This window comes from Streptomyces sp. NPDC031474 (genome assembly GCF_055581185.1).
Genome location: NZ_JBVIJX010000009.1, coordinates 240,964 through 266,846, shown reverse-complemented (window position 1 = coordinate 266,846; position 25,883 = coordinate 240,964). Strand labels below are relative to the sequence as shown.

Genomic DNA, 25,883 nt, shown 5'->3' with positions numbered 1-25,883 from the left:
GCATGGCCACCCGCCACGACACCGCCGCGCCCCCCGTCAAGGAGGGGGGCGCGGCCCCGGGCCGCCCGCCCGCCGTCTCACCGGAGGCGGAACAGCGGCGCCGGGCCCGGCTCTCCCGCCGCTGGCAGCGCGACATGCGCTGGAGCCCGTACGCGTTCGTCTCGCCGTTCTTCCTGCTCTTCCTCGCGTTCGGCCTGTTTCCGCTGCTCTACACCGGCTGGGCCTCGCTGCACCAGGTGGAGCTGACCGCGCCCACCGACATGACGTGGGTGGGGATGCGCAACTACACGCGCATCTTCGACGACGACTTCTTCTGGAACGCGGCGAAGAACACCCTGACGATCGGGATCATCTCCACCGTTCCGCAGCTGATGATGGCCATGGGCCTGGCCCACATCCTCAACTACAAGCTGCGGGCCTCGACCTTCTACCGGGTCGCGATGCTCGCGCCGTACGCGACGTCGATCGCGGCCGCCTCGCTCGTCTTCGTGCTGCTCTTCGGGCGCGACTACGGCATGATCAACTGGGCGCTGCACTTCGTCGGGATCGACGCGATCGACTGGCAGAACGACAAGTGGCCGTCGCAGATCGCGGTGTCGTCGATCGTCATCTGGCGGTGGACGGGCTACAACGCGCTGATCTATCTGGCCGCGATGCAGGCGATCCCGCAGGACCTCTATGAGTCGGCGGCGCTGGACGGCGCGAGCCGCTGGAGGCAGTTCCTGCACGTCACGCTGCCGTCGCTGCGGCCGACGATCCTGTTCACGGTCGTCGTGTCGACGATCGGCGCCTCTCAGGTCTTCGGCGAGCCGCTGCTGTTCGACGCCAACAAGGGCGCGTCGGGCGGCGCGGAGCACCAGTTCCAGACGCTGGGCCTGTATCTGTACGAGCAGGGCTGGGTGAACCAGCACCTGGGCCGGGCCTCGGCGATCGCCTGGACGATGTTCCTCATCCTGATCGTGGTCGGCATCGTCAACTACGTCATCTCGCGCCGGCTGCGCGCCAGTAGTTAGGAGTACCGGCCGTGACGACGACGACAACGACCGCGAAGACCGTGGAACCCGAGGACGCCGCACCGGCGGCCCGCAAGGTGCACCGGCCGAAGTCCGCGCGGGCGGGCGGGCAGATGCACGGCGGCCCGATCGCGTACGCGATCCTGATCCTGTTCACCATCGGCTCGCTGTTCCCGCTGGTGTGGACGGCGATCGCCGCCTCCCGGGACAACAACCGGCTGGCGCAGAACCCGCCGCCGTTCGTGTTCGGCTCCAACCTCTTCCACAACCTGGACGTGGCCTGGAACGACGCGAACCTGGGCAAGGCGTTCGTCAACACGACGATCGTGGCGGGCACGTCGGCGGCGACGATCGTCTTCCTGTCGACGATCGCCGGGTTCGCCTTCGCCAAGCTGCGGTTCCGGGGCCGGGGCGCGCTGATGCTGATCGTGATCGGCACGATGATGGTGCCGCCGCAGCTGAGCGTGATCCCGCTGTACATGATGGTCGCCAAGCTGGAGTGGACGGATCAGCTGCAGGCGGTGATTCTGCCGTCGCTGGTGAGCGCGTTCGGGGTGTTCTTCATGCGGCAGTACCTCATCCAGGCGCTGCCCGACGAGATCATCGAGGCGGCCCGGGTGGACGGCGCGAGCAGCTGGCGTGTGGTGTGGCACGTGGTGTTCCCCGCGGCGCGTCCCGCGATGGCGGTGCTCGGCATGCTGATGTTCGTCCAGACGTGGAACGACTTCCTGTGGCCGTTCCTGGTGCTGAGCCAGACCGGCAACCCGACCGTGCAGGTCGCGGTCGCGGGCCTGGGCCGTGGCTACACCCCGGACCAGTCCCTGATCATGGCGGGCGCGCTGCTGGGCACGCTGCCGCTGCTGCTGGTCTTCGCGATCTTCGGCAAGCAGATCGTGGGCGGCATCATGCAGGGCGCGGTGAAGGGGTGACGACGCCCGCTTCGCCGTACGACGCCCACGCCCCCCGTCGGTGACGTCCCCGGGGGCCGGGTCACCGCCGTCCCGGCCCCCTTCGCACCACTTCCCCACAACCTTCGTCGGTCTCGACGACCTTTCATGGGAGCGCTTCCATGCCTGAGCCCGTCACTGCGGTGACCTTTCCTCCCGCTTTCCTCTGGGGCGCCGCGACGTCCGCGTACCAGATCGAGGGGGCGGTGCGTGAGGACGGCCGCACGCCCTCGATCTGGGACACTTTCAGCCATACGCCGGGCAAGACGGCCGGCGGCGAGCACGGTGACATCGCTGTCGACCACTACCACCGCTACCGCGACGACGTGGCGCTGATGGCGGAGCTGGGCCTCACGGCGTACCGCTTCTCGATCTCCTGGTCGCGGGTCCAGCCGACGGGGCGCGGTCCCGCGGTCCAGGTGGGCCTGGACTTCTACCGCCGGCTGGTGGACGAGCTGCTGGCGAAGGGCATCAAGCCCGCCGTCACCCTCTACCACTGGGACCTTCCGCAGGAGTTGGAGGACGCGGGCGGCTGGCCGGAGCGGGACACGGCGTACCGGTTCGCGGAGTACGCGCAGATCGTCGGGGAGGCGCTCGGCGACCGGGTCGAGAACTGGATCACGCTGAACGAGCCGTGGTGCAGCGCGTTCCTCGGCTATGCCTCCGGGGTGCACGCGCCGGGGCGCACGGACCCGGCGGCCTCGCTGAAGGCGGCCCACCACCTGAACCTGGCGCACGGCCTCGGCACTTCGGCGCTGCGCGCGGCCATGCCGGCCCGCAACGCGGTGGCGATCAGCCTCAACTCGTCGGTGGTGCGCCCGCTCTCCCCGGGCGACCCGGCGGACCTCGCGGCGGTCCGGAAGATCGACGACCTGGCGAACGGCGTCTTCCACGACCCGATCCTGCGGGGCGCGTACCCGGAGACCCTGCTGGCGGCGACCTCGTCCCTGACGGACTGGTCGTACGTCCTGGACGGCGATCTGCGCAGCATCAACCAGCCGCTGGACGCGCTGGGGCTGAACTACTACACGCCCACGCTGGTCTCGGCGGCGGACGCCACCGTGAAGGGCCCGCGCACGGACGGCCACGGCGCGAGCGACCACTCCCCCTGGCCGGCCGCCGACGACGTCGCCTTCCACCAGACGCCCGGCGACCGCACGGAGATGGGCTGGACGATCGACCCGACGGGCCTGCACGAGCTGATCATGCGCTACACCCGGGAGGCCCCGGGCCTGCCGCTGTACGTGACGGAGAACGGCGCCGCCTACGACGACAAGCCCGACCCCGACGGCCGCGTCCACGACCCCGAGCGCATCGCCTACCTGCACGGCCACCTCTCGGCCGTCCACCGGGCCATCGCCGACGGCGCGGACGTCCGGGGCTACTACCTGTGGTCCCTGCTGGACAACTTCGAGTGGGCGTACGGCTACGAGAAGCGGTTCGGCGCGGTGTACGTGGACTACGCGACGCTGGCCCGCACCCCGAAGTCGAGCGCCCGGTGGTACGGCGAGGCAGCACGCACGGGAACCCTTCCCGCACCCGACCACCCGACCACCTGACCACCTGACCCGGGGAGGGGGAACGGGGCGCGGCACGCGGTGGGGGCGTGCCGCGCCCCGCTGCCTTCCGGGCAGGAGAGCGGCGAGGGTGCTGGAACGGAGACGGCATACATCGGCGAGGTGTGCCGACGACTCACCGCAGCACGGTCAGGGTCACCACGGTGGTGAGGGCGGCGAGGGCCGCGGCGGTCCAGACGAGGGCTTTGACATGGTCTCTGCTGGGGCGGCGGGCGACCTCGATGCCGGTGACGGCGGGGAAGGCGTAGTAGACCCGGTGGGGGTGAGCGACCACCTCTACCCGGGCGATGGGGAGATGACGGAACGTCATACGGCGGCTCACCTCGTGCTTTTTCGCGGGGAGGTGAGGGGCGACCAGTCTGCGATGGGCGTCCTGGAGGAAGTCGGGGAGCTTCTCGGTGACGCCGGTCAGTTCGGCCCGCCTCCACTCACCCAGGCTCGCCGTCTTCAGCCAGGAGAACTGCGGGCCCGGCAGGATCACTTCGTCGGTGTCCGGGGTGTGGGCGATGATCCCCTCCGTCCACACCGTGAAGCGGCCGGTGCCGCCGCACCGCTTGTGCTCCACATGTTTCGCGCCGTTGCACTCCTCGCAGGGCAAGGACCCCTTCTTGTCGCATTCCCGGCACGGCGTCGCCGTTTCGCCGAGGCACGTCGGGCAGGCGACATCCCGGCTCCTGCATCGTTTGCAGGTCTCCCGTTTCGGGGCGTCCGGGCCACGGTCCCGGGTGCCCGACCGGCGCCGGCGGGTGCGCGGGGTTCCCGTGCCGTCGCACTCCCAGCACGTGTCGGGGCCGCCGTGGCAGGCCTCGCACTCGACATGGGTGGGGCAGGGAAGCCTTCCGCGCCCCTTGCACGCCCCGCACTGGTTCCTGCCTCCGACGCAGCCGCCGCACAACTCCTCGTCGATCGTGCCCTGAAGCACGAGACTGGTCCGCTGCGAGGTCTGCGGGTCGGCGGGCGGTGCGACGGGATAGGCCTCGAGATCGGTGTAGGTCGGCTTGGTCGCGACTTTCCCGTCGCTGCCCTTCGCCTTCCCCTGCTGCTCGTACCGCTTCTCGATGGAGCGATGGACGTGGAACTCGAACACCGAATGCCAGGAGATCCGGGCCGCACCCGGAGCGGACAGGTCGACGGAGGTTCCGTGCTCGGAGATGTGACGTTCGACGGCCTGCAGTATCGCCTCGTCGGACGGTGCCGTGGTCAACGCCGTTCCCCCTCGTCAACGGGTGACACCTGCGGGAAGAGCAGGGTAGGAGGACCCCGGGCGGGCGGACAAGAGGGCCTCCCCCGGGCCTGCCCCCGGGGGGCTTCCCCCGGGGGCAGGTCGTGGCCTTTCTCGGCTATGCTCCGCGCGGCTCCCGTATGACGGCGACTCCGCCTGGCGGGAGTGTCACCGAACCGTCCGACACCGGGTTCCCGGTGAGGAGTTCGAGCGTCTCGCCGGCCACGGTCACCTTCGCTCCAGTGCCGGCGTGGTCGATGAGGAAGAGGTAGTCGGCGTCGTCTCCCCGGCGCCGGACCGCCTCCACGCCCGTCGGCACGCCGCCGTCCAGCACCGGCCGTACGCCCGTCTCCTCCCGGACCCGGTCCAGCAGCGCCGCCAGCGTCGCCGGGTCCGGCAAAGTCGCCACGTACCAGGCCGTGCCCGTGCCGTAGCCGTGCCGGGTGATCGCCGGGACGCCCGCCAGCGGGCCCTGCGTGTACGAGGACACCGTCTGCGCGCCGGCCGGCCGTACCCGCTCCGACCACAGGGAACCCCTGCCGCCGCCGCCGTCCAGGCCGACCGTCTCGCCCGGCAGCAGCGGGAACAGTTCGTCCGTGCGGACGCCGAGCGTCTCGCGGAACGCGCCCGGGTAACCGCCCAGCCGCACATGGCAGTTCTCGTCCACCGCCCCGCTGTGGAAGCCGACCGCCAGTGTGCCGCCCCGCTCGGTGAACGCGGTCAGGTTCGCCGCGCCCGCGTCGTCGACCAGATACAGGCTCGGGGCGAGGACCAGGCGGTACGCCGACAGGTCCGCGTCCGGGCGGACGAAGTCCACGGGGACGCCCGCCCGCCACAGCGGCTCGTACCAGGCGCGCACCAGGTCCAGGTACCGGATCGACTCGCTCGGCTGGGACGGGAGTTCCAGCGCCCACTTCGCGTTCCAGTCCCAGACGATCGCCGTCTCGGCCGTGCCGGTGCTGCCGCGCACCTCCGCCAGCGCCTTGAGATCCGCGCCGAGCGCCACGACGTCCCGCCAGATCACACTGTCCGTGCCCGCGTGCGGCAGCATCGCCGAGTGCCACTGCTCGGCGCCCGCCTTCGCCGCCCGCCACTGGAAGTAGGCGACGCCGTCGGCGCCGTGGGCGACGTGCGCGAGCGCGTTACGGCGCAACTCCCCCGCCGTCTTGGCCCTGTTGACGGGCTGCCAGTTCACCGCGCCCGTCGAGTGCTCCATCAGCAGCCAGGGCCGGCCGCCGGCCAGGGAGCGGACCAGGTCGCCGCTCATCGCGATGTCGATCTCCGACTCGGGATCCGTGGAACGGAGGTAGTGGTCGTTGGAGACGATGTCCAGTTGCGGCGCCCAGCGCCAGTAGTCCAGCGCGTCGAAGTTGTACATCACCATGAAGTTGGTGGTGGCGGGCGTCGCCGGGGCGGCCGCCCGCAGTTCGTCCCGCTCCGCCGTGCACAGCGACAGCAGTTCGTCGCTGCAGAAGCGGCGCCAGTCCAGCCGGTGGGTGGGGTTGGGGACGGCGCCGGTCGCCCGGGGCGGGATGATCTCGTCCCAGTCGTAGTACCACTGGCTCCAGAAGGCGGTGCCCCAGGCGTCGTTGAGCGCCTTCAGGTCATCGCCGTACCTGGCCCGCAGCCAGCGGCGGAACGCCTGCGCGCTCGTGTCGCAGAAGCACTCCGCGTTGTGGCAGCCGTATTCGTTGTGGACGTGCCACATGACGACCGCCGGATGGTCGGCGTACCGCTCGCCGAGCGCGCGGGCGATCCGCAGCGCCGCCTCCCGGTAGGCGGGGCTCGAAGGACAGAACGTCTGGCGGCTGCCGTACGACAGTCCCCGGCCGTCCTGGTCCACGGGCAGCGCCTCGGGATGGGCCCGGAAGAACCACGCCGGTGGCGCGGCCGTCGGGGTGGCCAGGTCGGCGGCGATGCCGTGGGCGTAGAGCATGTCGAGGATGCGGTCCAGGCGCGAGAAGTCGTACACGCCCTCGGCGGGCTCCAGCAGCGCCCAGGAGAAGATGTTGACGCTGACCATGGTCACGCCGGCCTCGGCCATGAGCCGCATGTCCTCGGCCCAGACCTCCTCGGACCACTGCTCGGGGTTGTAGTCGCCGCCGTAGGCGAGACCGGGGACGTTCAGCGCGCGCTCCATCACTCGCCTCCCGACAGCAGTCGGCGCGTGGTGCGCACGCCCCACTCGTCGAGCGACAGCAGGCGGTCGCTGGAGGCCATCAGTCCGCCCGTCGCCTCGACGTGCGCCGCCCACCGCTCACGGGTCTGAACCGCCGGGCGGGCCATCAGACAGTCGGGGTCGTTGACCCAGAGGCGGCCGTGCTGCCACTGGCGGCCGGCGCCGGTGAACTCGGCCGGGTCCTGGCCGGGCTGGCTGTAGTCGTCGGCCTCGGGACGGCGGTGCGGCGCCGTGTCGGGGCTGACCCGCATCGCGTCGAACAGGCCGAGGGAGGGGAGGATCGGCGCGCCGCAGCCCAGGAGGTAGGACTCCGGGCCGATCGCCGCCCGGATGAGTTCGATGCCCGAGCGGTAGGCCGTCAGAGGGTCCGCGGTCCGGTCGTGCCGGACGCCGTCCAGGGCGCCCGCGTACAGGAAGTCGACCTTGAAGTAGTCGTAGCCCTCGGCGCGCAGGGTGCGGAAGACGTCCGTCAGATACGCCGCCGCCTCCGGGTGGGTGGTGTCGAGGACGCGCAGGTCGTGGCCCCAGTTGTGGCCGGCGTGCGCGAAGCCGCCGTCGGCGGAGGCGACCAGCCAGTCGGGGTGCCCGGCGGCCAGTTCGCTGCTCGGGTCGACGAGGAAGGGAGCCGTCCAGATGCCGGCCCGGCGGCCCCGGGCGCGGATGGCGTCGGCGATGCCGGCGCGGGAGCGGAAGCGGCCGGAGAGGGTCAGCCAGTCGCCGAGGGCGCGCTGGTAGCCGTCGTCGATCTGGACGACGTCGACGGGCAGGTCGAGGGTGTCCATGGCGCGCAGGTTCTCGTGGACGTCGTCCTCGGTGACGGCGGTGAAGTACTCGTACCAGGAGCACCAGACGGTGGGGGCCGGGCGGGGAGCCGCCAGGCCGAGGCTGTCGGCCCAGTCGGCGAGGGCGCCCTGGATGCCGCCGGGGCCCAGATAGGAGTAGAAGTCCACCTTGCCGTCGGCGCTGATCTGCGCACGGTCCTCGTGTAGCTCCAGCCGGATGGAGGGCACGGACCGCAGCGGATCGACCGCCGCGCACACGACGACCGGTCCGTCCTCGCCCTTGGGAGCCAGCGCCAGCAGTCCCTCCCCCTGGAAGACCCCGGCGGGCACGGTCACGCCCGGCCGGTAGCAGACCGTCGCCCAGTTGGCGTTGGTCGGGCGGTACGGGGCGGCGTCGAGGGCGTAGGCGCCGCTGGGGCTCCAGGACTGCCAGCCCTCCTCGTGGACGCGGGCGCGCCGCGGGTCCACGGGGACGGTGGCGACGTGGGTGAAGGGGTGCTGCACGGAGATCTCTTTCACGACGGGACGGAGGAGCTCGGCCTGCTCAGCCCTTGTTGGCGCCCAGGGTCAGGCCGCTGACGAACTGGCGCTGGAGTACGAAGTACACGATCAGCGTGGGGATCGCGGTGAGCAGGGCGCCGGCGGCGACCAGGTTGGGGTCGGTGAAGTACTGGCCGGAGAGGTTGTTCAGGGCCGAGGTGATCGGCATGTTCTCACCGGTGGAGATCAGCACGATCGCCCAGAAGAAGTCGTTGTAGATCCAGATGGACAGCAGCGTCGCCAGGGCGGCCATCGCGGGCTTGCACAGCGGCAGCACGATCTGCCAGTACAGGCGCCACACGGACGCCCCGTCGACGAGCGCGGCCTCGGTCAGCTCGTGCGGCAGCGAGCGCATGTAGTTCGCCAGCACGAAGGCGCAGAAGCCGGACTGGAACGCCACGTGGATCAGCACCAGGCCGAGCGCGGAGTCGTACAGCTTGCCGCTCATGGTGATGCCGGGCAGGTCGATGAGCAGGTACAGCCGGTACAGCGGGGTGATGATGACCTGCTGCGGGAGCAGGTTGCCGGCCGTGAAGACGAGCAGCAGGGAGAGGTTGACCCGGAAGTCGAAGCGGCTGACGTAGAAGGCCACGCAGGACGACAGGAACAGGGTCAGCAGCACCGCCGGGACCGCGATGATCAGCGTGTTCCCGAAGTAGTGCAGCATGTCCGACTGCTGGAAGGCGTTGGTGAAGTTGTCGAGGCTCAGCTTGTCGGGCCAGGAGACGTAGCCCTTGGTGCTGGTCTCCGAGTACGGGCGCAGGGCCGCGAACAGGGCCCACAGCAGGGGCGCCAGCCAGGCCAGGGCCGTGACGACGAGGAACGTGTGCAGCAGGATCCGGGCGGGGCGGACGGGGGTGCGCTGCTTGCCGAGTGCGGCGGTGGGGGTGCTCATGCGCTCCGCTCCTTCCGGAAGGTCGAGATCAGGTACGGGATGATCACGGCGAGGGAGATCACCAGCAGCACCACCGCGATCGCCGAGCCGTATCCGATCCGGCTGGACTCGCCGATGATGTTGTTGGTGACCAGGATCGACAGCAGCTCGGTGCCCTGGGCGCCCTTGTTGAAGACGAAGACCAGGTCGAAGGCGCGCAGGGCCTCGATGATCGTGACGACGAGGACGACCGTGTTCGTGGGCCGCAGGGTCGGGAAGATGACGTTCTTGAACGTCTGCCACTCGTTGGCGCCGTCCAGGGACGAGGCCTCCCGCAGGGACGGGTCGACGCCCTTCAGACCGGCCAGGTAAAGGATCATCATGTAGCCGGTGTGCCGCCAGCAGGCGGCGACCAGGACGGCCCACAGGTTGAGGTGGGGGTCGCCGATCCAGTCGATGTAGTGGCCGGGCTTGTTCGCCCCGATGATGCTGTTGATCAGGCCGGTGTCGGGGTTGTAGACCAGCTGCCAGACAAAGCCGGTGACCGCCAGCGACACGACGACCGGCAGGAAGAAGGCCGTCTGGTAGACCCGGCTGAACCGGATCTTCTTGTCCAGCTGGATGGCGAGGAACAGGCCCAGCGGGGTCGGGATCAGGATGAGCACGACGAACCAGATGACGTTGTGCTCGACGGCGGGCCAGAACTGCGGGTTGTTGGTGAACAGCTCCTTGAAGTTGTCCAGCCCCACCCACTTGATCGAGTCGAAGCCGATGCCGTCCCAGGTGGTGAAGGCCAGGGCGACCGAGGCGAGGGCGGTGACCCAGACGAGGGCCACGTGCAGGATCGTCGGCACGCCGGCCATCAGGCCCAGCGTGATGCGGTCGCGGCGGGTCAGCAGGCGCCGGTGGCCCTGCACGGCCCGCTTCTTCGGGGATGCGGTGCCCGGAGGCGGCACGGCTGCCGCCTCCGGGGTCTTCGTGGTGTCCACGGTCATGGTGTCGGTGCTCATCCGCTCAGCAGAAGGGTCTCAGCCGTCCCGGCCGTCTCGGCCGGTTCGGCAGTCGCAGCTGTCTCAGCCGTCTCGGCCGTCTCGGCCGTCTCGGCCGTCTCAGCCGGAGGCGAAGATCGTCTTCTTCTGACGCTCGATCGACGTCAGCAGGCTGTCGATGCCCTTGGGGTCGCGGACGAACTTCTGCAGCGCGGGCTGCATCACCGTGGAGGTGAAGTCCGGCCGGCTGTCGCGGTCCATGAACTGCGTCAGGTGCTTGGCGCCGCTGATCATCGCGTACGCCTTCTTCTGCAGCGCGGAGTACGAGGAGGTGTCGGCCTTGGAGGAGGCGGCCACCACGCTCGGGTCGGCCTTGAGGTAGATCGCCTCGGCCGCCGGGGTGCCCAGGAACTCCAGCAGCTTGACGGCGGCCGCCTTGTTCTTCGGGGCCTTGGAGAGCATGAAGCCGTCGGTGGGCGCCTCGACCGTCTCCTGGCCGTACGTCGGGTCGATCTCCGGGAAGGCGAAGAAGTCGAGGTCGTCGGCGTCGGCCTTGTTGGTGAACTGCTGCGCCACGAAGGTGCCCAGCAGGTACATGCCGGCCTTCTTGGAGACGAGGGTCTGGGCGGCGTCCTGCCAGGTGCGGCCGACGGCGCCGTCCTGGTGGTACGGGAGGAGCTCGGCCCAGTGGTCGAAGGTCTTGCGGACCTTGGCGTCGGTCCAGGAGGCCTTGCCCGCCATCAGCTCGACGTGGAAGTCGTAGCCGTTGGTGCGGAAGTTGATCTGGTCGAAGGTGCCGAGCGCGGGCCAGGCGTCCTTGTCGCCGAACGCGATCGGGACCAGACCGTCCTTCTTCATCTGCTTGCAGAGCGCGACCAGCTGGTCCCAGGTGGTGGGCACGGTGTAGCCGTGCTGCTGGAACACGCTCTTCCGGTAGAAGAGCGCCCAGGGGTACGTGTACAGCGGCACGAAGTAGTACTTGCCGTCCTCGCCCTTGCTGAGCGCCTTCATCGCGTCGGGGAAGTTGCCGCCGATGGTCTGCCACACGTCGTCGATGGGGGTGGCGAGCTTCTTGGCCGCGAAGAACTGCATGCGGTAGCCGGCGAACCAGTTGAACACGTCGTCCGGGGTGCCCTGGAGGTAGGAGTTGATCTGCTCCTGGAACGTGTTGTGGTCCTTGGTGTTCACGTCGACCGTGATCCCGGACTGCTTCTTGAACGCCGCGTAGATCTCGGCGAAGGCGTTCTTCGGGACGGCGTCGGAGGCGTTGGAGCCGAGGGTGACCGTCTTCGAGTCGGTCGCGGTACCGCTGCCGCCGCAGGCCGACAGCAGGGGGATTCCGGCGCCCAGGGCGACCGCCCCGCCTATGCCGCGCAGCACGGAGCGGCGACTCGCCGAGGGCAGCGAGGGGAGGGAGAGGCGGCCGGAGGGGGTGAGGTGGTGCATGAACGGCTCCTGACGCGGGGTTCGGCCATGAGGTATGGCTGAAAGCTGATCTCAATCGACCAGAAATCAACTTGACCGAACACGGGGTGGCGCAATAACAGCCTTATGTCCGGTCGTGCGTCAAGAGCCGCTGGCTTCATTTGTCGAAACGTGATCGACACACCTTGATCACCTATTGCTCACACATGCCCCACCCTCCTTGATCACTTCCCTCACCGCCTCCCTGATCACTTTCTTGATCATTTGAGGGCGGCGAAGGCCTTCGAGAACGCGGAGTCGGCCTGGAGGATGGAGCTGCAGGTGGCGTCGGCCTGGTTCTTGGCCCCGCCCGGGCACTGCTTGTCGCGGGTCGCCGACCACATCGACAGTCGGCCGAGACCCTTCGACTTCGCGAAAGCGACGAGCTGAGTGGCGTCCTCGACCTTGAAGACCTCGGACGTGACGTCGTTCACACCGATCATCGGGGTGACCGCGACAGCCTTCCAGGCAGCGCTGTCACTGAGCCCGAACACACTCTTGACCTGGGCCTGAGTAGCGGTGGCTGCCTGTTCGGCGTACGTACCCATGTCACCGCCGTAGGCCGGACCGTAATCCATGGCCATGACGTTGACAGTGGCCGCCTTCACACCGTTGGCCTTGGCATTGGAGAGCAAACTCACACCGTCCTGGGTCAGCCCCTCGGGCATGACGGGGAGCGTGAAGGAGACATCGAGGCCCGGGTGCTGCTGCTGGAGCCTGGCGATCGCCTGGGCGCGGCGGGTGTTCGCGGCCGTGTTCGGCAGCGCACCGCCCTCGACGTCGAAGTCGACCTTGGTGAGCTTGAACCGGTCCACGACCTTCCCGTACGCCGTCGCCAGCGCGTCCGCGGAGGAGCAGGTGGTGGCGAGCTCGGCGCCAGAGGCTCCGCCGAAGGAGACCCGGACGTCGCCGCCCTTCGCCCTGAGCGCCCCGATCTGCGAGGCCACCCCGTCGCTCCCGAGGTCGGTCACCCCGCCCCACTTCGGCGTGCAGCCGCCGCCGTCGGTGACGAAGGCGAGGGTGTACTCCTTCACGCCGGTCGCGCTCGCGCTCGCGAGGAGGTCGAAGGCCGGGTAGAGGGAGGTGTCGACGTAGGGGGCGAACCCGGCGGAGGCGGCGCCACCGGTGCCGGGGCTCGTGCTCGTGCTCGTGCTCGTGCTCGGTGAAGGATCAGCCGTCCGGGAAGGGGCAGGGGTCTGGGAAGGAGCAGCGGTCCGGGACGGGCCAGAGGTGGGGGTCGTGGACCGCGTCGGACGTCCGCCGGGCTCGGGCGTGGCTCCCTCGCCGGCCGAGCACCTGGCCCCGTCGACGAGACAACCCGCCGGATCCCCGCTGCCGTTGACGACGAAGCCGACGGTGACGGACTCCCCGGCGGCGAGCCCGTCGATGTCCCACGCGGGCGGCGACACCGTGACGTGCTGCCCGCTGACGCTCGACACCCCGTTCCACAGGGAGCTCAGCTTCGCCCCGGACGGCAGATCGAACTCCAGCTTCCACTCCGCCTTCGCCCGACCGCCGTTGTTGGTGACGACGTACTGCGCGGTGTACCCCGTCGACCAGTCACTGGTCCTGGTGTACGCGGCCCCCACCCCGGCCGCCTGCGCGGTACCGGTGACCAGGACGACGCCGCCGCCCACGACGGCCGCGGCGACCGCACCCCCGACGACCCTGTTCCTGCCACTGACCTTGCGCCGATGCGTACGCGCCATCACGTGCCTGCCTTCGCTGCTCACGGGGATTCCCGCACTCCCGGAGGTATCCGGGCGTGGGGTGCGGCAGCACGCTAGCGATCCCCAAACGGGCAAAGTGCCTGATAGGGACGGGCGTTGACGAACTTACGGCGCGCTTAAGGAAGGCATCGGCGGCGGTTAAAGGTCGAGACCAATCAGGGATCCGCCGGGCCGTCGGCGAACAGCACCACCCGGTCGGCGTCGACGTCGAATCCGAGCAACGCAGGACATTGCCCGCCGCTCTCGGGATACATCAGCACCGGCTTGCCCAGACGCCTCCCGATCGACCGCAGGAAGTCGCAGAACACATCGAGCCGCTCCTGCCCTTGGAGTTCCCGCAGATCGACGTCGAAGTCGATCTCCTCGTCCGAGTAGAAGCGGAAGATGGCCAGCATGTCGGCCGTCGGCCACACATGCAGGGCGGGACGCTCCGCGCCCGCGGGGCGAGCCAGCACGGCCTCCGCCGACGGAACCGGAAGCGGCGTGGCGCCTTCGAAGTACTCACACTCCCAGCCGCTCTCGGCGACAAGGTCCAGCACCGCATGCCAGTCCCGCGCCGTCGCTCCGGGCACGAACACATCGGGCAGCGACCCGTCCGGTACGAAGCGCCGCTCGACGTCCTCCCACAGCAGGTCGGCCGCCCGCTCCCCCTCTCCGCGCGTCACCTCACCACCGCCCGTCTCCGCTTGCGCACAGCCCCCCGATGCCCCTTGCGCACCGGCTCCCGCCCGTCCAGCTGGATCCAGACGCGTATCTCCGTGCCGCCCAGCACCGATGAGCCGATACGAACGTCACCGCCTGTCGACTCGGCGAGTCTGCGGACTATGTCCAGGCCGAGGCCGGTCGAGCCGGTCGCGCCCGAGCCGCGGCCGCGGGCCATGGCCGTCCGGGGGTCGGGTATGCCGGGGCCCGCGTCCGAGACCAGGACGATCACCGCGTCCTCGCCGTTGTGGACGTCGACCGCGAAGGCCGTGCCCTCCGGGGTGTGCCGGAACACGTTGCCGAGGAGGGCGTCCAGGGCGGCGGCCAGATCGGTGCGGGCCACAGGTATGCGGACCGGGCGGTCGACGCCGGCCGTGCGCACCTTGCGGCCCTCGTCCTCCGCGAGCGCCGACCAGAACGCCATCCGCTCCCGCACCACCTCCGCCGCGTCACAGCCGGCGCCCGGACCGAGGGCCGTCGTCTGCGGTTTCGCCTCCCGCGCCGTACGGATGATCGTGTCCACCTCGCGCTCCAACTGGGCGACCGCCGTCCTGGTCTGCTCGGCCGCCGGGGAGTCGCCGAGGGAGGCCGCGTTGAGCCGGAGCACGGTGAGCGGGGTACGCAGGCGGTGCGACAGGTCGGCCGCCAACTCCCGCTCGTTCGCCAGCAGTTGGACCACCTGGTCGGCCATGGCGTTGAACGCCACCGCTGCCAGGCGCAGTTCGTTCGGACCCTCCTCCGGGACCCTCGCCCCCAGCTTTCCCTCCCCCAACTCGTGCGCGCCCTCGACCAGTCGCCGCGCCGGCTGCACCATCCGTACGCCCAGCCGGTCGGCGACCGCCACCGAGCCGACGACCAGCGCGACCCCGACCGCCGCCAGCACCGCCCAGGCCGTGCCGACGCCGTTGCTCACCTCGGACTCGGGGACGTACACCTCGATCACCACCGTCCCCAGGCTCAGCGCGACGGGCTGGAGCAGCGCGGAACCCCCGGGGACCTCGGTGGTCGAGACGCGGCCCAGTTTCCGTACGGCCGCGATGTCGGGGTCGGCGGCGCGCTGCCGGCCGAGGTCGACGGCGGCGCGGCCGTCGCTCGCCGGCAGGTGCACGGCCATGCCGTCGTCGGAACCGGCCGAGGCGACGACCCGCTCCAGCTGGTCGCGGTCGGTCGTGATGGACAGCCCCGGGACCACGACCGCGGCCTCCCGCTCCGCGTTGGAGAACGCGCGGTCGCGGGCCATCTCCTTGATGACCAGTCCGAGCGGGACCGCGAAAGCGACCACGACCATCGTGGTGACCGCCAGACAGACCTTGACCAGCGCCCACCTCATAGTGCCGGCTCCGCTTCCCCCGGTGGTTCGAGCTTCACGCCGACGCCCCGCAGGGTGTGCAGATAGCGCGGCCGGGCCGCCGTCTCGCCCAGTTTGCGGCGCAGCCAGGACAGATGGACGTCGATGGTCTGGTCGTCGCCGTAGGACTGCTGCCACACCTCGGCCAGCAGCTCCCGGCGCGGGACGACGACCCCCGGCCGGCCCGCGAGAAAGGCCAGCAGGTCGAACTCGCGGCGGGTGAGCTCCAGGCGCACGCCGTCCAACTCGGCCTGGCGGCGCAGCGGGTCGACGGTCAGGCCGCCGACCCGCAGGACGGCGGAGGGCGGGGGCTCCCCGGCGCCGGGCCGGGCCCGCCGCAGCACCGCCGCCATCCGGGCCGACAGGTGCTCCACCGAGAACGGCTTCGTCAGATAGTCGTCCGCGCCCGCGTTGAGCAGCCGGACGATCTCCGTCTCGTCGTCGCGCGCGGTGGCGATGATGACCGGCACGTCCGTGATGCCGCGCAGCATCTTCAGGGCCTCGGAGCCGTCCAGATCGGGCAGTCCGAGGTCGAGGACGACCACGTCGAAGCGGAAATGGGCGACCTCGCGAAGCGCCTCCAGCGCCGTGCCGACGCTGCGCACCGTGTGCGAGGCGTCGGTCAGCTGCCGGATGAGCGCCGAGCGTACGAACTGGTCGTCCTCGACCACGAGCACACTTGCCATGCGCCGCAACCTACGCCATACCGCCGAGCCCCATCCGGGCCTGTGGACAACCAAGCGATTGTGGACAACCGGTATGGCGGCCGCGCGTGGTGGAGGGGACATCTGTGCGACACGGGTGAGGCGCGTGGGGCAAGATGGCCCGCGATGCGCAGAGGACTCGTACACCTGCTGGCCTGGGCGCTCGCCACGGGCGCGGCGGTCACGCTGTCGTGGTGGGGCGTCCACACGGTGATGGCGGGGACGGCCTACGACCCGCCGCGCGCCCTGCCGCTGACGGTGGGCGAGGCGACCGCCCAGGACGCGAAACCCCTGACGACACCGACGCCGAGCCGGCCGCCGTCGCGCTCACCGAGTCCGTCCAGTGCGTCCAGCGCGTCCCCGACGCCCAGCCGCACCTCCCCCGCGCCCGCCCCGACGACCCCCACGAAGCCGTCCTCCCCCACCCCCGCCGGCACGGTCAAGAGCTACGACACCGACGGCGGCCGGGTCGTCTTCGACCTCGGCACGGCCTCCGCGACCCTCGTCTCGGCGACCCCGGGGGCCGGCTGGTCGATGCAGGTGTGGAAGACGGAGTCATGGATCCGGGTGGAGTTCAGCTCCGGCGCGGACCGCGTCTCGGTGTTCTGCACCTGGCACGACGGCCCACCACACGTCGAGGTGGGCACGTACTAGAGGTTCAGCGGAACACCGACGGCGGCGGGGCCGGGGACGCCACCGCCGACGCGTCCGCGACCGGCACCGCCCCGCCGGTGAAGTCGATGAGGGCGCGGCCGTGCTCGACCCGCCCGGGGTGCGGGTCGGAGGCGGCCCGGCGGGTCAGTTCGGCGATCGGCAGGGGCAGGTCGGAGGCGACGAGTACGGCGTTGCCGAACCGTTTGCCCCGCAGCACGGTGGGGTCGGCGACCAGCGCGAGTTCCGGGAAGCGGGCGGCGGCGGTGGCGATCTGGCCGCGCAGATGGGCGAGCGGCGGGCCGTCGGCGAGGTTGGCGGCGTAGCGCCCGCCGGGCCTCAGCGCCCTGCGGACCTCGTCGAGGAACTCGGTCGAGGTGAGGTGGGCGGGGGTGCGGGCGCCGCTGAACACGTCGGCTATGACGAGGTCGGCCCACCCGTCGGGCACCTTGGCGAGCCCTTCGCGCGCATCGGCCGACCTGACCCTGATCCGCGCCCCCGGGTCCAACGGCAGCTCTCTGCGCACCAGTTGGACGAGGGCCGCGTCCCGTTCGACGATCTGCTGGGTGGAGCGGGGGCGGGTGGCGGCGACGTACCGGGCGAGGGTGAAAGCGCCGCCGCCGAGGTGCACTGCGTGCAGGGGCTTGGCGGGCGGTGCGGTGAGGTCGATGACGTGGCCGAGGCGGCGCTGGTACTCGAAGGAGAGGTGGGCGGGGTCGTCGAGGTCGACGTGCGACTGGGGAGCTCCGTCGATGAGCAGTCTCCAGGCCCGCGCCCGGTCCCGGTCGGGTATGAGCTGGGCGAGTCCGCCGTCGACGGTCTCGACGACAGCGGCTTCGGCGTCCCGCTCACGCCGGGTGTTCCTGGACTTTCCCATGACAACATTTTCGCAGCCCCCGAACACCCCCCGCGCGCCCAGCCGAGCCACCCCTGCGGGCTCCCCGGTGAGCAGCGGTGTTCCCACGCCGACACCCTGCGCAGACAGCAGCGACGGCCCGGGCTCCCGGTCTGCGGGTACAGCGACAACGGCCTGCGGCTCCGGCGCCGACGCCCTGCGGGTACCGCGCCGACTGCCGACCGGCTGCGGGGCAGCAGCGGCCCGGCGCGCCCGTGCCGACCGGCTGCGGCTCAGCGGCAGCTGCCGGCCGCGGCGATCACCGAGGCTGCCCCACCCAACGCCCGCGCAGGCCGCGAGCACACCGCGCGCGCCCACTGCCCACCCACCTCGTCAGTGGTGACAGGTGCGGCTCAGCGGCAGCTGTCTGCTGCCTCGATCATTCGGGCCGCCTCGCCCAACGCCTGGCGCAGCACCGCCGGGTCCGTCGCGAGGTCCGCCTCGCCGGGGGGTACCAGCCAGTCCGAGCCCTTGACCGGGGGCTCGGGGGCGAGTCTCAGTCCGCGGCCGTCGGTCTGTGTGCAGGTGCTGCCCGGTACGTCCCAGGCCGCCGCCGTGCCGGCCGGGACCACGAAGCCGAGGGTGCCGCCGCCGTCGTCGTGCAGAACGGGCCCCACCCCGTCCCCGGCCGATGCCCTCCGCAGGATGTCGACGGCCTCCAGCCCCTGCCGGGTCGGCACCGTCACTAGGTCGCACGCCGCCCCCGACGGCACACAAGGATCGTTGCTCTGGCTGGTCTCCATCCCGGCCTCCACCGCGCAGCCCGCCTGTAGTCCGCAAGGCTCAACGCGGCACGGCGTCAAGGGCTACGGCGGAAGTCCGCCGCAAAGGATGGCAGTTCATGGCAGATCACGGATGAGATATCCGGTTTGTAGCCAAACAGCGCATGACGGCCCGAGCACAGCAGGTACGTTCTTGCCCGCCGGGAACAAGGGTGCCACACGGACAACTCACCCCGACTCCGGCATGGTTCGACGGTTCGCACGAGAGGACCCGGCCATGGCGTCGTCAACGGTGCCCTCACCTCGGCCCGACCGGCCGGCCCGGCCCAACCTCGCCTTCCGGCAGGTGCGTGGACGGCGCTCGCCGGCCGAGTTCGCCGCGCTCGTACGGCGGGCCGCGCGCGAGATCGGCGAGCGGGTCAGCTGTGACGCGCGCTACATCGGGCGGGTCGAGGCGGGGGAGATCCGCTGCCCCAACTACGCGTACGAACGGGTGTTCCTGCACATGTTCCCCGGCCGCACGCTGACCGATCTGGGGTTCGCGCCCCGCTCGTCCGTTCGCGGACGGGGGGCGCGCATTACCGAGGACGCGCCCTCCACGCACACCACAAGACCGGAGCGCACCACGAGTGACGGGCGGAACACGGGTGAGACGGGCAGGGCGCACGAGCCGTATGACACGCAGGACCCGTACGACACGCACCACAACGACGAGGAGAGCGACGTGCTGCGTCGCGCATTCATGACCGGCGGAGGCGCCACGATGGCCGTCGCCACACTGGGCCCCCTGGGGCTCGCCCCCGACGCGTCGGCGGCGGCACGGCCCGTGCGCCGCGCGGGGACGAGCGAGGCGGGCGCCCTCGAAGAAGCGGTCCGCCGGATCCGGCTGCTGGACGACCGGCACGGGGCCGACGGCCTCTACCGGCGCGCGGCCGCTCCACTGCGCGCCGCCTACGCGCTGCTGGACGCCGGGACAACCCGGCAGACCACCGCCGACCGGCTCCACTCCGGGGCCGGGGAGCTCGCCATCTCCGTGGGCTGGCTGGCCCACGACTCGGGCCGGTTCGACGACGCGCGCTCGCACTACGCGGAGGCCCTCGCCACTGCCCGGATGACCGGCGACCAGGCGCTGGAGGCGCACGCCTTCTGCAACACGGCGTTCCTCGCCCGGGACGCGGGCCGCCCCCGCGAGGCCGTCCGCGCCGCTCAGGCCGCCCAGCGCGTCGCCCGCCCGCTGGGCTCCCCCCGCCTGATGTCGCTGCTCGCGCTGCGCGAGGCGGGCGGCTGGGCGGGGCTCGCCGACCGCACCGGCTGCGAGCAGGCCCTGGTCCGCGCGCAGGCCCTCTACGACCGCGGCCCCTGTGACGACGACCCCGAGTGGATGAGCTTCTACGGCGCGGCCGAGCTGGAGGGGCTCAAGGCACAGTGCTGGTCGACGCTGGGCGACTGGCCGCGCGCGGCCCGGCACGCGGGACGGGCGGCGGAACTCCAGGACCCGCACTTCACCCGCAACATCGCGCTGTACACGGCCGAGCTGGCGGACGACCTCGCGCGCGGGGGCCGCCCCGACGAGGCGGCGGTGGCCGGGATGCGCGTCCTGGACCTGCTGGACCAGGTCCAGTCGTCCCGGATCCAGACGATGCTGGCCGGAACGGCGCGGGTCCTGCTGCCGCACCGGCGGGCGGCGGGCGTCTCGACGTTCCTGGAACGGCACGCCTCGACACCGCGGACGGTGTGAACCCCCCGGCTCCCTCGCGCCGCCCTCGCGTCACCGCCTGGCAGCCCGGGCGGCCGAGACAGCCGAGGCCGTCCCTACGCGAGGTGCCCGAGGTCGTTCCAGCTCTCGATCGCCGGTTCGCCGTAGGCCCAGCCCAGGACCGAGAGCGACGTCGGGTTCAGCCGGATACGGGCCGCGAAGTCCAGCGGCAGACCCAGCCAGCGTGCCCCTATGGAGCGGAGGATGTGCCCGTGGGCGAAGACCAGTACATCCCGCTCGGCCGAGCGCGCCCAGCCGACGACCTCGTCCGCGCGGGCGGTCACCTCGGCGAGGGTCTCGCCCTCGGGGACGCCGTCGCGCCAGATCAGCCAGCCGGGCCGGACGGCCTGGATCTCGGCGGGCGTCAGACCCTCGTAGGCGCCGTAGTGCCACTCCATGAGGGTGTCCCAGGTCGTGGCCCGCTCGCCGAAGCCGGCGAGTTCGCATGTCTCCCGCGCGCGTGCCAGCGGGCTGGTGCGTATCTCGACGTCCCTCAGACCGTCGAACGGCGCCCGGTGCAGCCGCTCGCCGAGCAGCTTGGCGCCCCGCCGGCCCTCCTCCAGAAGGGGCACGTCGGTCCTGCCGGTGTGCTTGCCGGACAGCGACCACTGCGTCTGTCCGTGCCGGGCCAGCAGGATGCGCGGTGCCATAAGGGGCCTTTCCGGGGAAACCCTTGGAGGGATCAGGGGAGAAAACGGAGGCGGAACCCCTCCATCATCGCTCACCCTGAACAGGGGCAACCCGCCGGGCGATCTCAGCGTCTTTGAGAGCCGGGGCGCTCGTAACGGGCGCGTACATACGCCGTAAAGTGGCCTGTCCCGCGCCACCGGCGCCGCAGCGACGAGCACACAGCGACAAGAAGGGGGAGGCAATCGGATGCCGCAGACCGAGACACCAGGCACCGAGGCGGCCCCGCGGACACGGCTGCGCTGGTGGACCGAGCTGCCCCTGATCATGCTGGTGTACGCCTGCTACTCGGCGGGGCGCCTGCTCGCGCGCGGCGACGTCACGACGGCGGTCGACCACGGCCTGGCGATCCTGCGCATCGAGAAGTTCCTGCACATCAACGCCGAGCACCCGCTGAACCGGCTGTTCAGAACCCAGGCGTGGATCGGCGTGCCGGCCGACTTCTGGTACGCGTCGCTGCACTACGTGGTGACGCCCGCGATCCTGGTCTGGCTGTTCCGGTCCCGGGCCGTGCGCTACCGGGCCGCCCGCACCTGGCTGATGACGTCCACCTTCATGGGCCTCATCGGCTTCACCCTGCTGCCCACCTGCCCGCCCCGGCTGCTGTCGGCGGGCCACGGCTTCGTGGACACGATGGCCCAGTACAGCTCGTACGGCTGGTGGGGCGGCGAGGCGAGCGCCCCGCGCGGCATGGGCGGCATGACGAACCAGTACGCGGCCATGCCGAGCCTGCACGTCGGCTGGGCCCTGTGGTGCGGCGTGATGCTGTGGCGCCACGGCGGCACCCGCCTGGCGAAGACGGCGGGCGTCGTCTACCCGCTGGTGACGACGCTCGTGGTGATGGGCACCGCCAACCACTACTTCCTCGACGCGGTCGCGGGCGCCGCCGTGATGGGCGTCGGACTGCTGCTGACCCCGCTGGTGATGCGCGGCGCGGACCGCGCGCGGGTGTGGTTCACGGCCCGCATCCCGCTGCTCCCGGCGGACTCTCCCGCCGCATCGGCCTCGATTGTCAGTGGCGGATGCCAGACTTCCCCGGGTGAGCGAATTCCACGGCAGCGCGAGCCACGGCTTCGGCCCGGAACCGACCCGGATGCCTCTCCCTCGGACGCGGGGGACGGCGCTCCGGCAGCGGCTCGCTGAGCTGCGCGGACCGGACGTACCGGCCAAGGCGCTGGACGCCCGCGCCCTCGCGGCGCTCGCCGCCAACCCGGGCTGCAAACGGCGCGCGATCCTCGACGGCGCCGGGGTGGACAAGGCGGCGGTGGCGGGCGCGCTGGGTTCGCCGTCGGCGTTCGGACAGTCCCAGTTCGCCCTCACGCGCGGCAACGCGTTCGAGGCGAAGGTGAAGGCGGACGGCGGCGCGGAACTGCTGCGGCTGGTGCACGAGCGGCTGGACCCGGCCGCCGCTCCGCCCGTCGGCGCCGCCGTGCCCGACCTGTCGGCGGTCGGCCCCGAGGGCCGTACCGCGCGCACCGCGCTGGCGCTGCGCGAGGCCACCGCGGCTAGCGGCACCTGGACGCTGCTGGACCACCCGATGATCGCGCTCGACGTCGCCGGCTCCCCCGCCTTCCTGGAGCCGGACGCGGTGGTGGTGCACCCGGACGGCAGCTGGACGGTCGTGGAGATCAAGTCCTTCCCGATGCTGGACGGTTCGGCGGACCCGGCGAAGGTCGGCGCCGCCGCCCGGCAGGCCGCCGTCTATGTGCTGGCCCTGGAAGAGGTCGCCGCCCGTCTCGACCCGGCCCCGCGCGTGCGTCACCGCGTGCTCCTGGTCTGCCCCAAGGACTTCTCCAACCTGCCCACCGCCTCCGCCGTGGACGTGCGCAAGCAGCGCGCGGTCACCGCCCGCCAGCTGGCCCGCCTCACCCGCATCGAGGACATCGCCGACGCCCTCCCCGAGGGCGCCTGCTTCTCCCCCGACCTGCCCGCGGAGCAGCTCACGGCCGCCGTCGAGTCGGTTCCGGCGACGTACGCGCCCGAGTGCCTGGCCGCCTGCGAGCTGGCCTTCCACTGCCGCGACCGCTCCCGCGCGGTCGGCGCGGTCACCTCGCTGGGCCGCTCCGTGCGCGCGGAACTCGGCGGCCTGACGACCGTCGAGGACGTCCTCGCGGCGGCCCGCGGCGAAGCCGGGGACCCGACCGATCCGGCGGTGGCCGCCCTGCGCAGAGCCGCACAGCTGCGCGCCGAAGCCGTGGGGGCGATGTGTCACTGATCGCCACCCTCGCCCGCCTGGAGGCCGTCTCCACCGGCCGCGCCCAGCCCATCGCCACCGTCCGCCACCGGCGCCTCTCCGAGCGGCCGCTGGTCCTTGTGCCGCTCACCACCGCCGGTGAGGCCGGCGCGCCACTGGGTGCGCTGGTCGGCACCGACCGGGCCGCGCCGCGCCTGCTCGTCGTACCGCAGCCGCGCGACCGCGACCTCAGGTTCGCGTTCCTCGCCGAACTGTCCGACATCGTCCTGCCGTACATCGACTCCTACGCCGACGCCGTGGAGACCGCCGAGCGCAACGAGACCGATCCGGAGACCGGAAAGCGCGTCAAGGTCGAGGTCGAGCTGTGCGCCGACGCGCCCCAGCTGATCGTCCCGAGCCGCGCCGGCGTCGACTTCGTCCGCCTCCTGGGCCGCTCCATGCGCTTCAGGCGTACGGCGGAACAGGATCCCGAGACGCCGTATCCGGCGCCTGCGCGCGTGCCGCTGCTCGGGCGGTGGCTGACGCACTTCGGGGAGCGGTCGCGGGTGCCGGGGTCGTCGCTGCTGCTGGCGCTGACCGAGGTGCTGGGCCGGCACTGGGCGACGGGACAGTCAAGCCTGGAGGACCAGCATCTGGGGGCGCTGCTCGCCTGGATCGCCCCTGAGGCGGGCGAGACGGGCGCGGCGGCGGCGCTGCGGGCGGAGCTCGCGCGGGACGCGGCGGGGCAGCTGCTGTGCCCGCCGGCCGGTCCGGCGACCGACCCGGCGTTCGACAACAAACTGCTCGCCCCGGCCATCGAGCGCTACGACCGCGCGCGCACCGCCCTGGCCGCCGCCGAGGACGGCCTGCAGGCCGACGACCGGCTGGGCGCGCTCAGCGCCGCCGAGCAGGAGATCCGCGCGCTGGTGGGCAGCCGGACGCTCCCCACCTGGGAGAAGGTCTGGGACGGCCTGGACCTGTTGCGGGCGCTGCCGGAGGGCGCGCACGTCGAGGAGCGGTGGACGCGGGACCGCTGGTCGTTCACCGGGCACCGCGACCGGGTCGTCGCCGGAGAGCCCCCGCAGCCCCGCCGTGACGACGCGGTCACCGCCGCGAACAAGCTCGCCACCCGCGAGCGCGAACAGGCCCGTCTGGAAGCCCAGGAGGCGCTGGACGACCCGCTGGTGATGGCCGGGCGGCGGCTGGCCGGGGAGGCGTTCGCGGGCGAGGTCGTCGACGTCGTCATGGCGTACAGCGAGGGCAGGCGGCCGAGCCCGCGCCCGCTGGTCACCGTGCGGACGGACGACCGGCCGCAGCTCGCGGGGCGGGCGAAGGTGTTCCGGTCGCTGGGCGGGAAGCCGCAGGCGGCGGAGTTCGTGGAGCAGGTGGAGGAGGGCCTGCTGGTGCTGCGGATCGTCGACAAGATGGGCCGCGGCAAGGAGCCCGAGGCGGGGTCCGTGCCCGAGAAGGGCGACCTGCTCTGCTTCACGCTCTTCGAACACGAACAGCGCGGCGGCGCGAAGCTGCCCGACCCGGAGGACACTCCGTGGACGCACGGCGGTCCGCCGAGTGAGGCGGCCGCCGTGCCGGAAGCCGCCGACCCGCTGACCCAGGAGGACCTGCTGTGACCACCGAGGCCGTCTTCGACCCCGGTGCCGCCGCCGGCCGGGCCACCGACGCGATCCTGCGCGACACGCTGCACGGCACCGCGCGCGGGGTCGTCGTGGACTCCCCGCCCGGTGCCGGGAAATCCACGCTCGTGGTGCGCGCGGCGCTCGAACTCGCCGACGCAGGACGCTCGTTGATGGTGGTGGCGCAGACCAACGCGCAGGTCGACGATCTGGTCGTGCGGCTCGCCGAGAAGAACCCCGAGCTGCCGGTGGGCCGCCTGCACAGCAGCGACGCCGACCCGTACGACAAGGCGCTGGAGGAGCTGCCGAACGTACGGAAGTCGGCGAAGGCTGCGGAGCTGGCCGGGCTGCCGGTGGTGATCTCCACCGCCGCCAAGTGGGCGCATGTGAAGGTCGACGAGCCGTGGCGGCACGCGATCGTGGACGAGGCGTACCAGATGCGCTCGGACGGGCTGCTGGCCGTGGCCGGGCTGTTCGAGCGGGCGCTGTTCGTGGGCGACCCGGGGCAGCTGGACCCGTTCTCGATCGTCGGCGGTGAGCAGTGGGCGGGCCTGTCGTACGACCCGTCGGCCTCGGCCGTCTCGACGCTCCTCGCCCACAACCCCGAGCTGCCGCAGCACCGCCTCCCGGTGTCCTGGCGGCTCCCGGCGTCGGCGGCGCCGCTGGTCTCGGACGCCTTCTACCCCTACACGCCGTTCCGCAGCGGCACCGGCCACGGCGACCGCCGGCTGTCCTTCGCCGTGCCATCCGACGGCTCGGGCACCGACCGGGTGATCGACGAGGCGGCGGAGTCCGGCTGGGGCCTGCTGGAGCTGCCCGCCCGGCACACGCCCCGCACCGACCCGGAGGCGGTACGGGCGGTCGCGACGGTCGTGCGACGACTCCTGGACCGAGGCGGCGCGGCCACCTCCGAACGCTCGGACGCCCCCACTGCCCTGACCGCCGACCGGGTCGCCGTCGGCACGGCCCACCGCGACCAGGCGGCGGCGGTACGGGCAGCGCTGGCGGAACTGGGCGTCGCGGACGTCACGGTGGACACGGCGAACCGCCTCCAGGGCATGGAGTTCGACGTCACGGTGATCCTGCACCCGCTCTCCGGCCGCCCCGACGCCACCGCCTTCCACCTGGAGACGGGCCGCCTGTGCGTCCTGGCCTCCCGCCACCGGCACGCCTGCGTGGTGGTCTGCCGGGCAGGCGTGAGCGACCTCCTGGACGACTACCCGTCCACGGAACCGGTCCAGCTGGGCACCCTGGTGAAATTCCCGGACGGCTGGGAAGCGAATCACGCGGTGCTGGC

The 25,883-nt window shown here is 71.7% G+C and carries 22 protein-coding genes; 9 read left to right on the top strand and 13 right to left on the bottom strand.

The window, feature by feature from the left end:
* Positions 1-2: 2 nt before the first annotated feature.
* The 3 genes from ACZ5SK_RS20645 to ACZ5SK_RS20635 all read left to right on the top strand — a co-directional run bounded on the left by ACZ5SK_RS20645 (position 3) and on the right by ACZ5SK_RS20635 (position 3,519).
* On the top strand, positions 3-1,013 hold the full coding sequence (locus ACZ5SK_RS20645; RefSeq protein ID WP_334581336.1) for a carbohydrate ABC transporter permease: 1,011 nt from the start codon (positions 3-5) through the stop codon (positions 1,011-1,013).
* 11 nt (positions 1,014-1,024) lie between these two features.
* A complete protein-coding gene (locus tag ACZ5SK_RS20640; protein WP_443041279.1) occupies positions 1,025-1,942 on the top strand; it encodes a carbohydrate ABC transporter permease in 918 nt (305 codons plus the stop codon).
* 140 nt (positions 1,943-2,082) lie between these two features.
* A complete protein-coding gene (locus tag ACZ5SK_RS20635; protein ID WP_361700810.1) occupies positions 2,083-3,519 on the top strand; it encodes a GH1 family beta-glucosidase in 1,437 nt (478 codons plus the stop codon).
* A gap of 133 nt (positions 3,520-3,652) precedes the next feature.
* Here the strand turns inward: ACZ5SK_RS20635 and ACZ5SK_RS20630 are convergent, their stop codons facing one another.
* The 10 genes from ACZ5SK_RS20630 to ACZ5SK_RS20585 form a co-directional block, all read right to left on the bottom strand.
* A complete protein-coding gene (locus ACZ5SK_RS20630) occupies positions 3,653-4,741 on the bottom strand; it encodes a hypothetical protein (protein WP_468576406.1) in 1,089 nt (362 codons plus the stop codon).
* 136 nt (positions 4,742-4,877) lie between these two features.
* Positions 4,878-6,899, bottom strand: coding sequence for a beta-galactosidase (locus ACZ5SK_RS20625; protein WP_468576405.1), 2,022 nt, complete (start codon positions 6,897-6,899; stop codon positions 4,878-4,880).
* Positions 6,899-8,224 (bottom strand): glycoside hydrolase family 36 protein, encoded by a 1,326-nt coding sequence (locus ACZ5SK_RS20620; protein WP_334581334.1) that lies wholly within the window; start codon positions 8,222-8,224, stop codon positions 6,899-6,901. Before ACZ5SK_RS20620 ends, ACZ5SK_RS20625 begins: the two co-directional genes overlap by 1 nt.
* 40 nt (positions 8,225-8,264) lie before the next feature.
* On the bottom strand, positions 8,265-9,155 hold the full coding sequence (locus tag ACZ5SK_RS20615) for a carbohydrate ABC transporter permease (protein ID WP_334579636.1): 891 nt from the start codon (positions 9,153-9,155) through the stop codon (positions 8,265-8,267).
* Positions 9,152-10,129, bottom strand: coding sequence for a carbohydrate ABC transporter permease (locus ACZ5SK_RS20610; protein ID WP_334581333.1), 978 nt, complete (start codon positions 10,127-10,129; stop codon positions 9,152-9,154). Before ACZ5SK_RS20610 ends, ACZ5SK_RS20615 begins: the two co-directional genes overlap by 4 nt.
* 114 nt (positions 10,130-10,243) lie before the next feature.
* Entirely contained in the window at positions 10,244-11,569 is a 1,326-nt protein-coding gene (locus tag ACZ5SK_RS20605) for an ABC transporter substrate-binding protein (protein ID WP_334579635.1), read from the bottom strand.
* A gap of 239 nt (positions 11,570-11,808) precedes the next feature.
* Positions 11,809-13,296 carry a glycoside hydrolase family 18 protein gene (locus tag ACZ5SK_RS20600; protein ID WP_468576403.1) on the bottom strand — a complete coding sequence of 496 codons (1,488 nt, stop codon included), beginning with the start codon at positions 13,294-13,296 and terminating at the stop codon, positions 11,809-11,811.
* Positions 13,297-13,472: 176 nt separating this feature from the next.
* Positions 13,473-13,982: a hypothetical protein gene (locus ACZ5SK_RS20595; protein WP_468576402.1), complete on the bottom strand. Its 510-nt coding sequence runs from the start codon at positions 13,980-13,982 to the stop codon at positions 13,473-13,475.
* Positions 13,979-15,349: a HAMP domain-containing sensor histidine kinase gene (locus tag ACZ5SK_RS20590; protein WP_468576400.1), complete on the bottom strand. Its 1,371-nt coding sequence runs from the start codon at positions 15,347-15,349 to the stop codon at positions 13,979-13,981. The genes ACZ5SK_RS20595 and ACZ5SK_RS20590 overlap by 4 nt, the downstream gene beginning before the upstream one ends.
* Positions 15,346-16,053 carry a response regulator transcription factor gene (locus ACZ5SK_RS20585; RefSeq protein WP_079662049.1) on the bottom strand — a complete coding sequence of 236 codons (708 nt, stop codon included), beginning with the start codon at positions 16,051-16,053 and terminating at the stop codon, positions 15,346-15,348. Before ACZ5SK_RS20585 ends, ACZ5SK_RS20590 begins: the two co-directional genes overlap by 4 nt.
* Before the next feature lie 144 nt (positions 16,054-16,197).
* Between ACZ5SK_RS20585 and ACZ5SK_RS20580 the strand changes: the two genes are divergently transcribed.
* Positions 16,198-16,725: a hypothetical protein gene (locus ACZ5SK_RS20580; protein WP_334579631.1), complete on the top strand. Its 528-nt coding sequence runs from the start codon at positions 16,198-16,200 to the stop codon at positions 16,723-16,725.
* 4 nt (positions 16,726-16,729) lie between these two features.
* Here ACZ5SK_RS20580 and ACZ5SK_RS20575 read toward each other — a convergent pair whose 3' ends face one another.
* Both ACZ5SK_RS20575 and ACZ5SK_RS20570 read right to left on the bottom strand, forming a co-directional pair.
* Positions 16,730-17,599: a spermidine synthase gene (locus ACZ5SK_RS20575; protein ID WP_468157112.1), complete on the bottom strand. Its 870-nt coding sequence runs from the start codon at positions 17,597-17,599 to the stop codon at positions 16,730-16,732.
* A 371-nt stretch (positions 17,600-17,970) separates the two neighbouring features.
* The gene (locus tag ACZ5SK_RS20570) at positions 17,971-18,360 is read right to left on the bottom strand and encodes a hypothetical protein (RefSeq protein WP_079662047.1); all 390 of its coding nucleotides are present in this window, start codon (positions 18,358-18,360) and stop codon (positions 17,971-17,973) included.
* Positions 18,361-18,616: 256 nt separating this feature from the next.
* Between ACZ5SK_RS20570 and ACZ5SK_RS20565 the strand changes: the two genes are divergently transcribed.
* The gene (locus ACZ5SK_RS20565; protein WP_334579629.1) at positions 18,617-20,077 is read left to right on the top strand and encodes a hypothetical protein; all 1,461 of its coding nucleotides are present in this window, start codon (positions 18,617-18,619) and stop codon (positions 20,075-20,077) included.
* A 74-nt stretch (positions 20,078-20,151) separates the two neighbouring features.
* Here the strand turns inward: ACZ5SK_RS20565 and ACZ5SK_RS20560 are convergent, their stop codons facing one another.
* A complete protein-coding gene (locus tag ACZ5SK_RS20560; RefSeq protein WP_079662045.1) occupies positions 20,152-20,745 on the bottom strand; it encodes a histidine phosphatase family protein in 594 nt (197 codons plus the stop codon).
* Between the two features lie 226 nt (positions 20,746-20,971).
* Between ACZ5SK_RS20560 and ACZ5SK_RS20555 the strand changes: the two genes are divergently transcribed.
* From ACZ5SK_RS20555 to ACZ5SK_RS20540, 4 genes are all read left to right on the top strand, one after another.
* On the top strand, positions 20,972-21,925 hold the full coding sequence (locus tag ACZ5SK_RS20555) for a phosphatase PAP2 family protein (protein WP_334579628.1): 954 nt from the start codon (positions 20,972-20,974) through the stop codon (positions 21,923-21,925).
* Positions 21,876-22,997, top strand: a complete 1,122-nt coding sequence (locus ACZ5SK_RS20550; RefSeq protein WP_334581332.1) for a hypothetical protein — start codon at positions 21,876-21,878, stop codon at positions 22,995-22,997. The genes ACZ5SK_RS20555 and ACZ5SK_RS20550 overlap by 50 nt, the downstream gene beginning before the upstream one ends.
* Positions 22,988-24,583, top strand: a complete 1,596-nt coding sequence (locus tag ACZ5SK_RS20545; RefSeq protein WP_361700829.1) for a hypothetical protein — start codon at positions 22,988-22,990, stop codon at positions 24,581-24,583. The genes ACZ5SK_RS20550 and ACZ5SK_RS20545 overlap by 10 nt, the downstream gene beginning before the upstream one ends.
* The coding region (locus ACZ5SK_RS20540) for an AAA domain-containing protein (protein ID WP_468576398.1) at positions 24,580-25,883 on the top strand (1,304 nt) is incomplete at its 3' end. The genes ACZ5SK_RS20545 and ACZ5SK_RS20540, both read left to right, overlap by 4 nt.

Coding starts and splice junctions, on each gene's coding strand:
- ACZ5SK_RS20610 (WP_334581333.1), bottom strand. CDS start 10,129: ATGACCGTGGACACCACGAAGACCCCGGAGGCGGCAGCCGTGCCGCCT.
- ACZ5SK_RS20625 (WP_468576405.1), bottom strand. CDS start 6,899: ATGGAGCGCGCGCTGAACGTCCCCGGTCTCGCCTACGGCGGCGACTAC.
- ACZ5SK_RS20605 (WP_334579635.1), bottom strand. CDS start 11,569: ATGCACCACCTCACCCCCTCCGGCCGCCTCTCCCTCCCCTCGCTGCCC.
- ACZ5SK_RS20575 (WP_468157112.1), bottom strand. CDS start 17,599: ATGGGAAAGTCCAGGAACACCCGGCGTGAGCGGGACGCCGAAGCCGCT.
- ACZ5SK_RS20615 (WP_334579636.1), bottom strand. CDS start 9,155: ATGAGCACCCCCACCGCCGCACTCGGCAAGCAGCGCACCCCCGTCCGC.
- ACZ5SK_RS20635 (WP_361700810.1), top strand. CDS start 2,083: ATGCCTGAGCCCGTCACTGCGGTGACCTTTCCTCCCGCTTTCCTCTGG.
- ACZ5SK_RS20600 (WP_468576403.1), bottom strand. CDS start 13,296: ATGGCGCGTACGCATCGGCGCAAGGTCAGTGGCAGGAACAGGGTCGTC.
- ACZ5SK_RS20565 (WP_334579629.1), top strand. CDS start 18,617: ATGGCGTCGTCAACGGTGCCCTCACCTCGGCCCGACCGGCCGGCCCGG.
- ACZ5SK_RS20585 (WP_079662049.1), bottom strand. CDS start 16,053: ATGGCAAGTGTGCTCGTGGTCGAGGACGACCAGTTCGTACGCTCGGCG.
- ACZ5SK_RS20645 (WP_334581336.1), top strand. CDS start 3: ATGGCCACCCGCCACGACACCGCCGCGCCCCCCGTCAAGGAGGGGGGC.
- ACZ5SK_RS20555 (WP_334579628.1), top strand. CDS start 20,972: ATGCCGCAGACCGAGACACCAGGCACCGAGGCGGCCCCGCGGACACGG.
- ACZ5SK_RS20550 (WP_334581332.1), top strand. CDS start 21,876: ATGCCTCTCCCTCGGACGCGGGGGACGGCGCTCCGGCAGCGGCTCGCT.
- ACZ5SK_RS20580 (WP_334579631.1), top strand. CDS start 16,198: ATGCGCAGAGGACTCGTACACCTGCTGGCCTGGGCGCTCGCCACGGGC.
- ACZ5SK_RS20570 (WP_079662047.1), bottom strand. CDS start 18,360: ATGGAGACCAGCCAGAGCAACGATCCTTGTGTGCCGTCGGGGGCGGCG.
- ACZ5SK_RS20590 (WP_468576400.1), bottom strand. CDS start 15,349: ATGAGGTGGGCGCTGGTCAAGGTCTGTCTGGCGGTCACCACGATGGTC.
- ACZ5SK_RS20560 (WP_079662045.1), bottom strand. CDS start 20,745: ATGGCACCGCGCATCCTGCTGGCCCGGCACGGACAGACGCAGTGGTCG.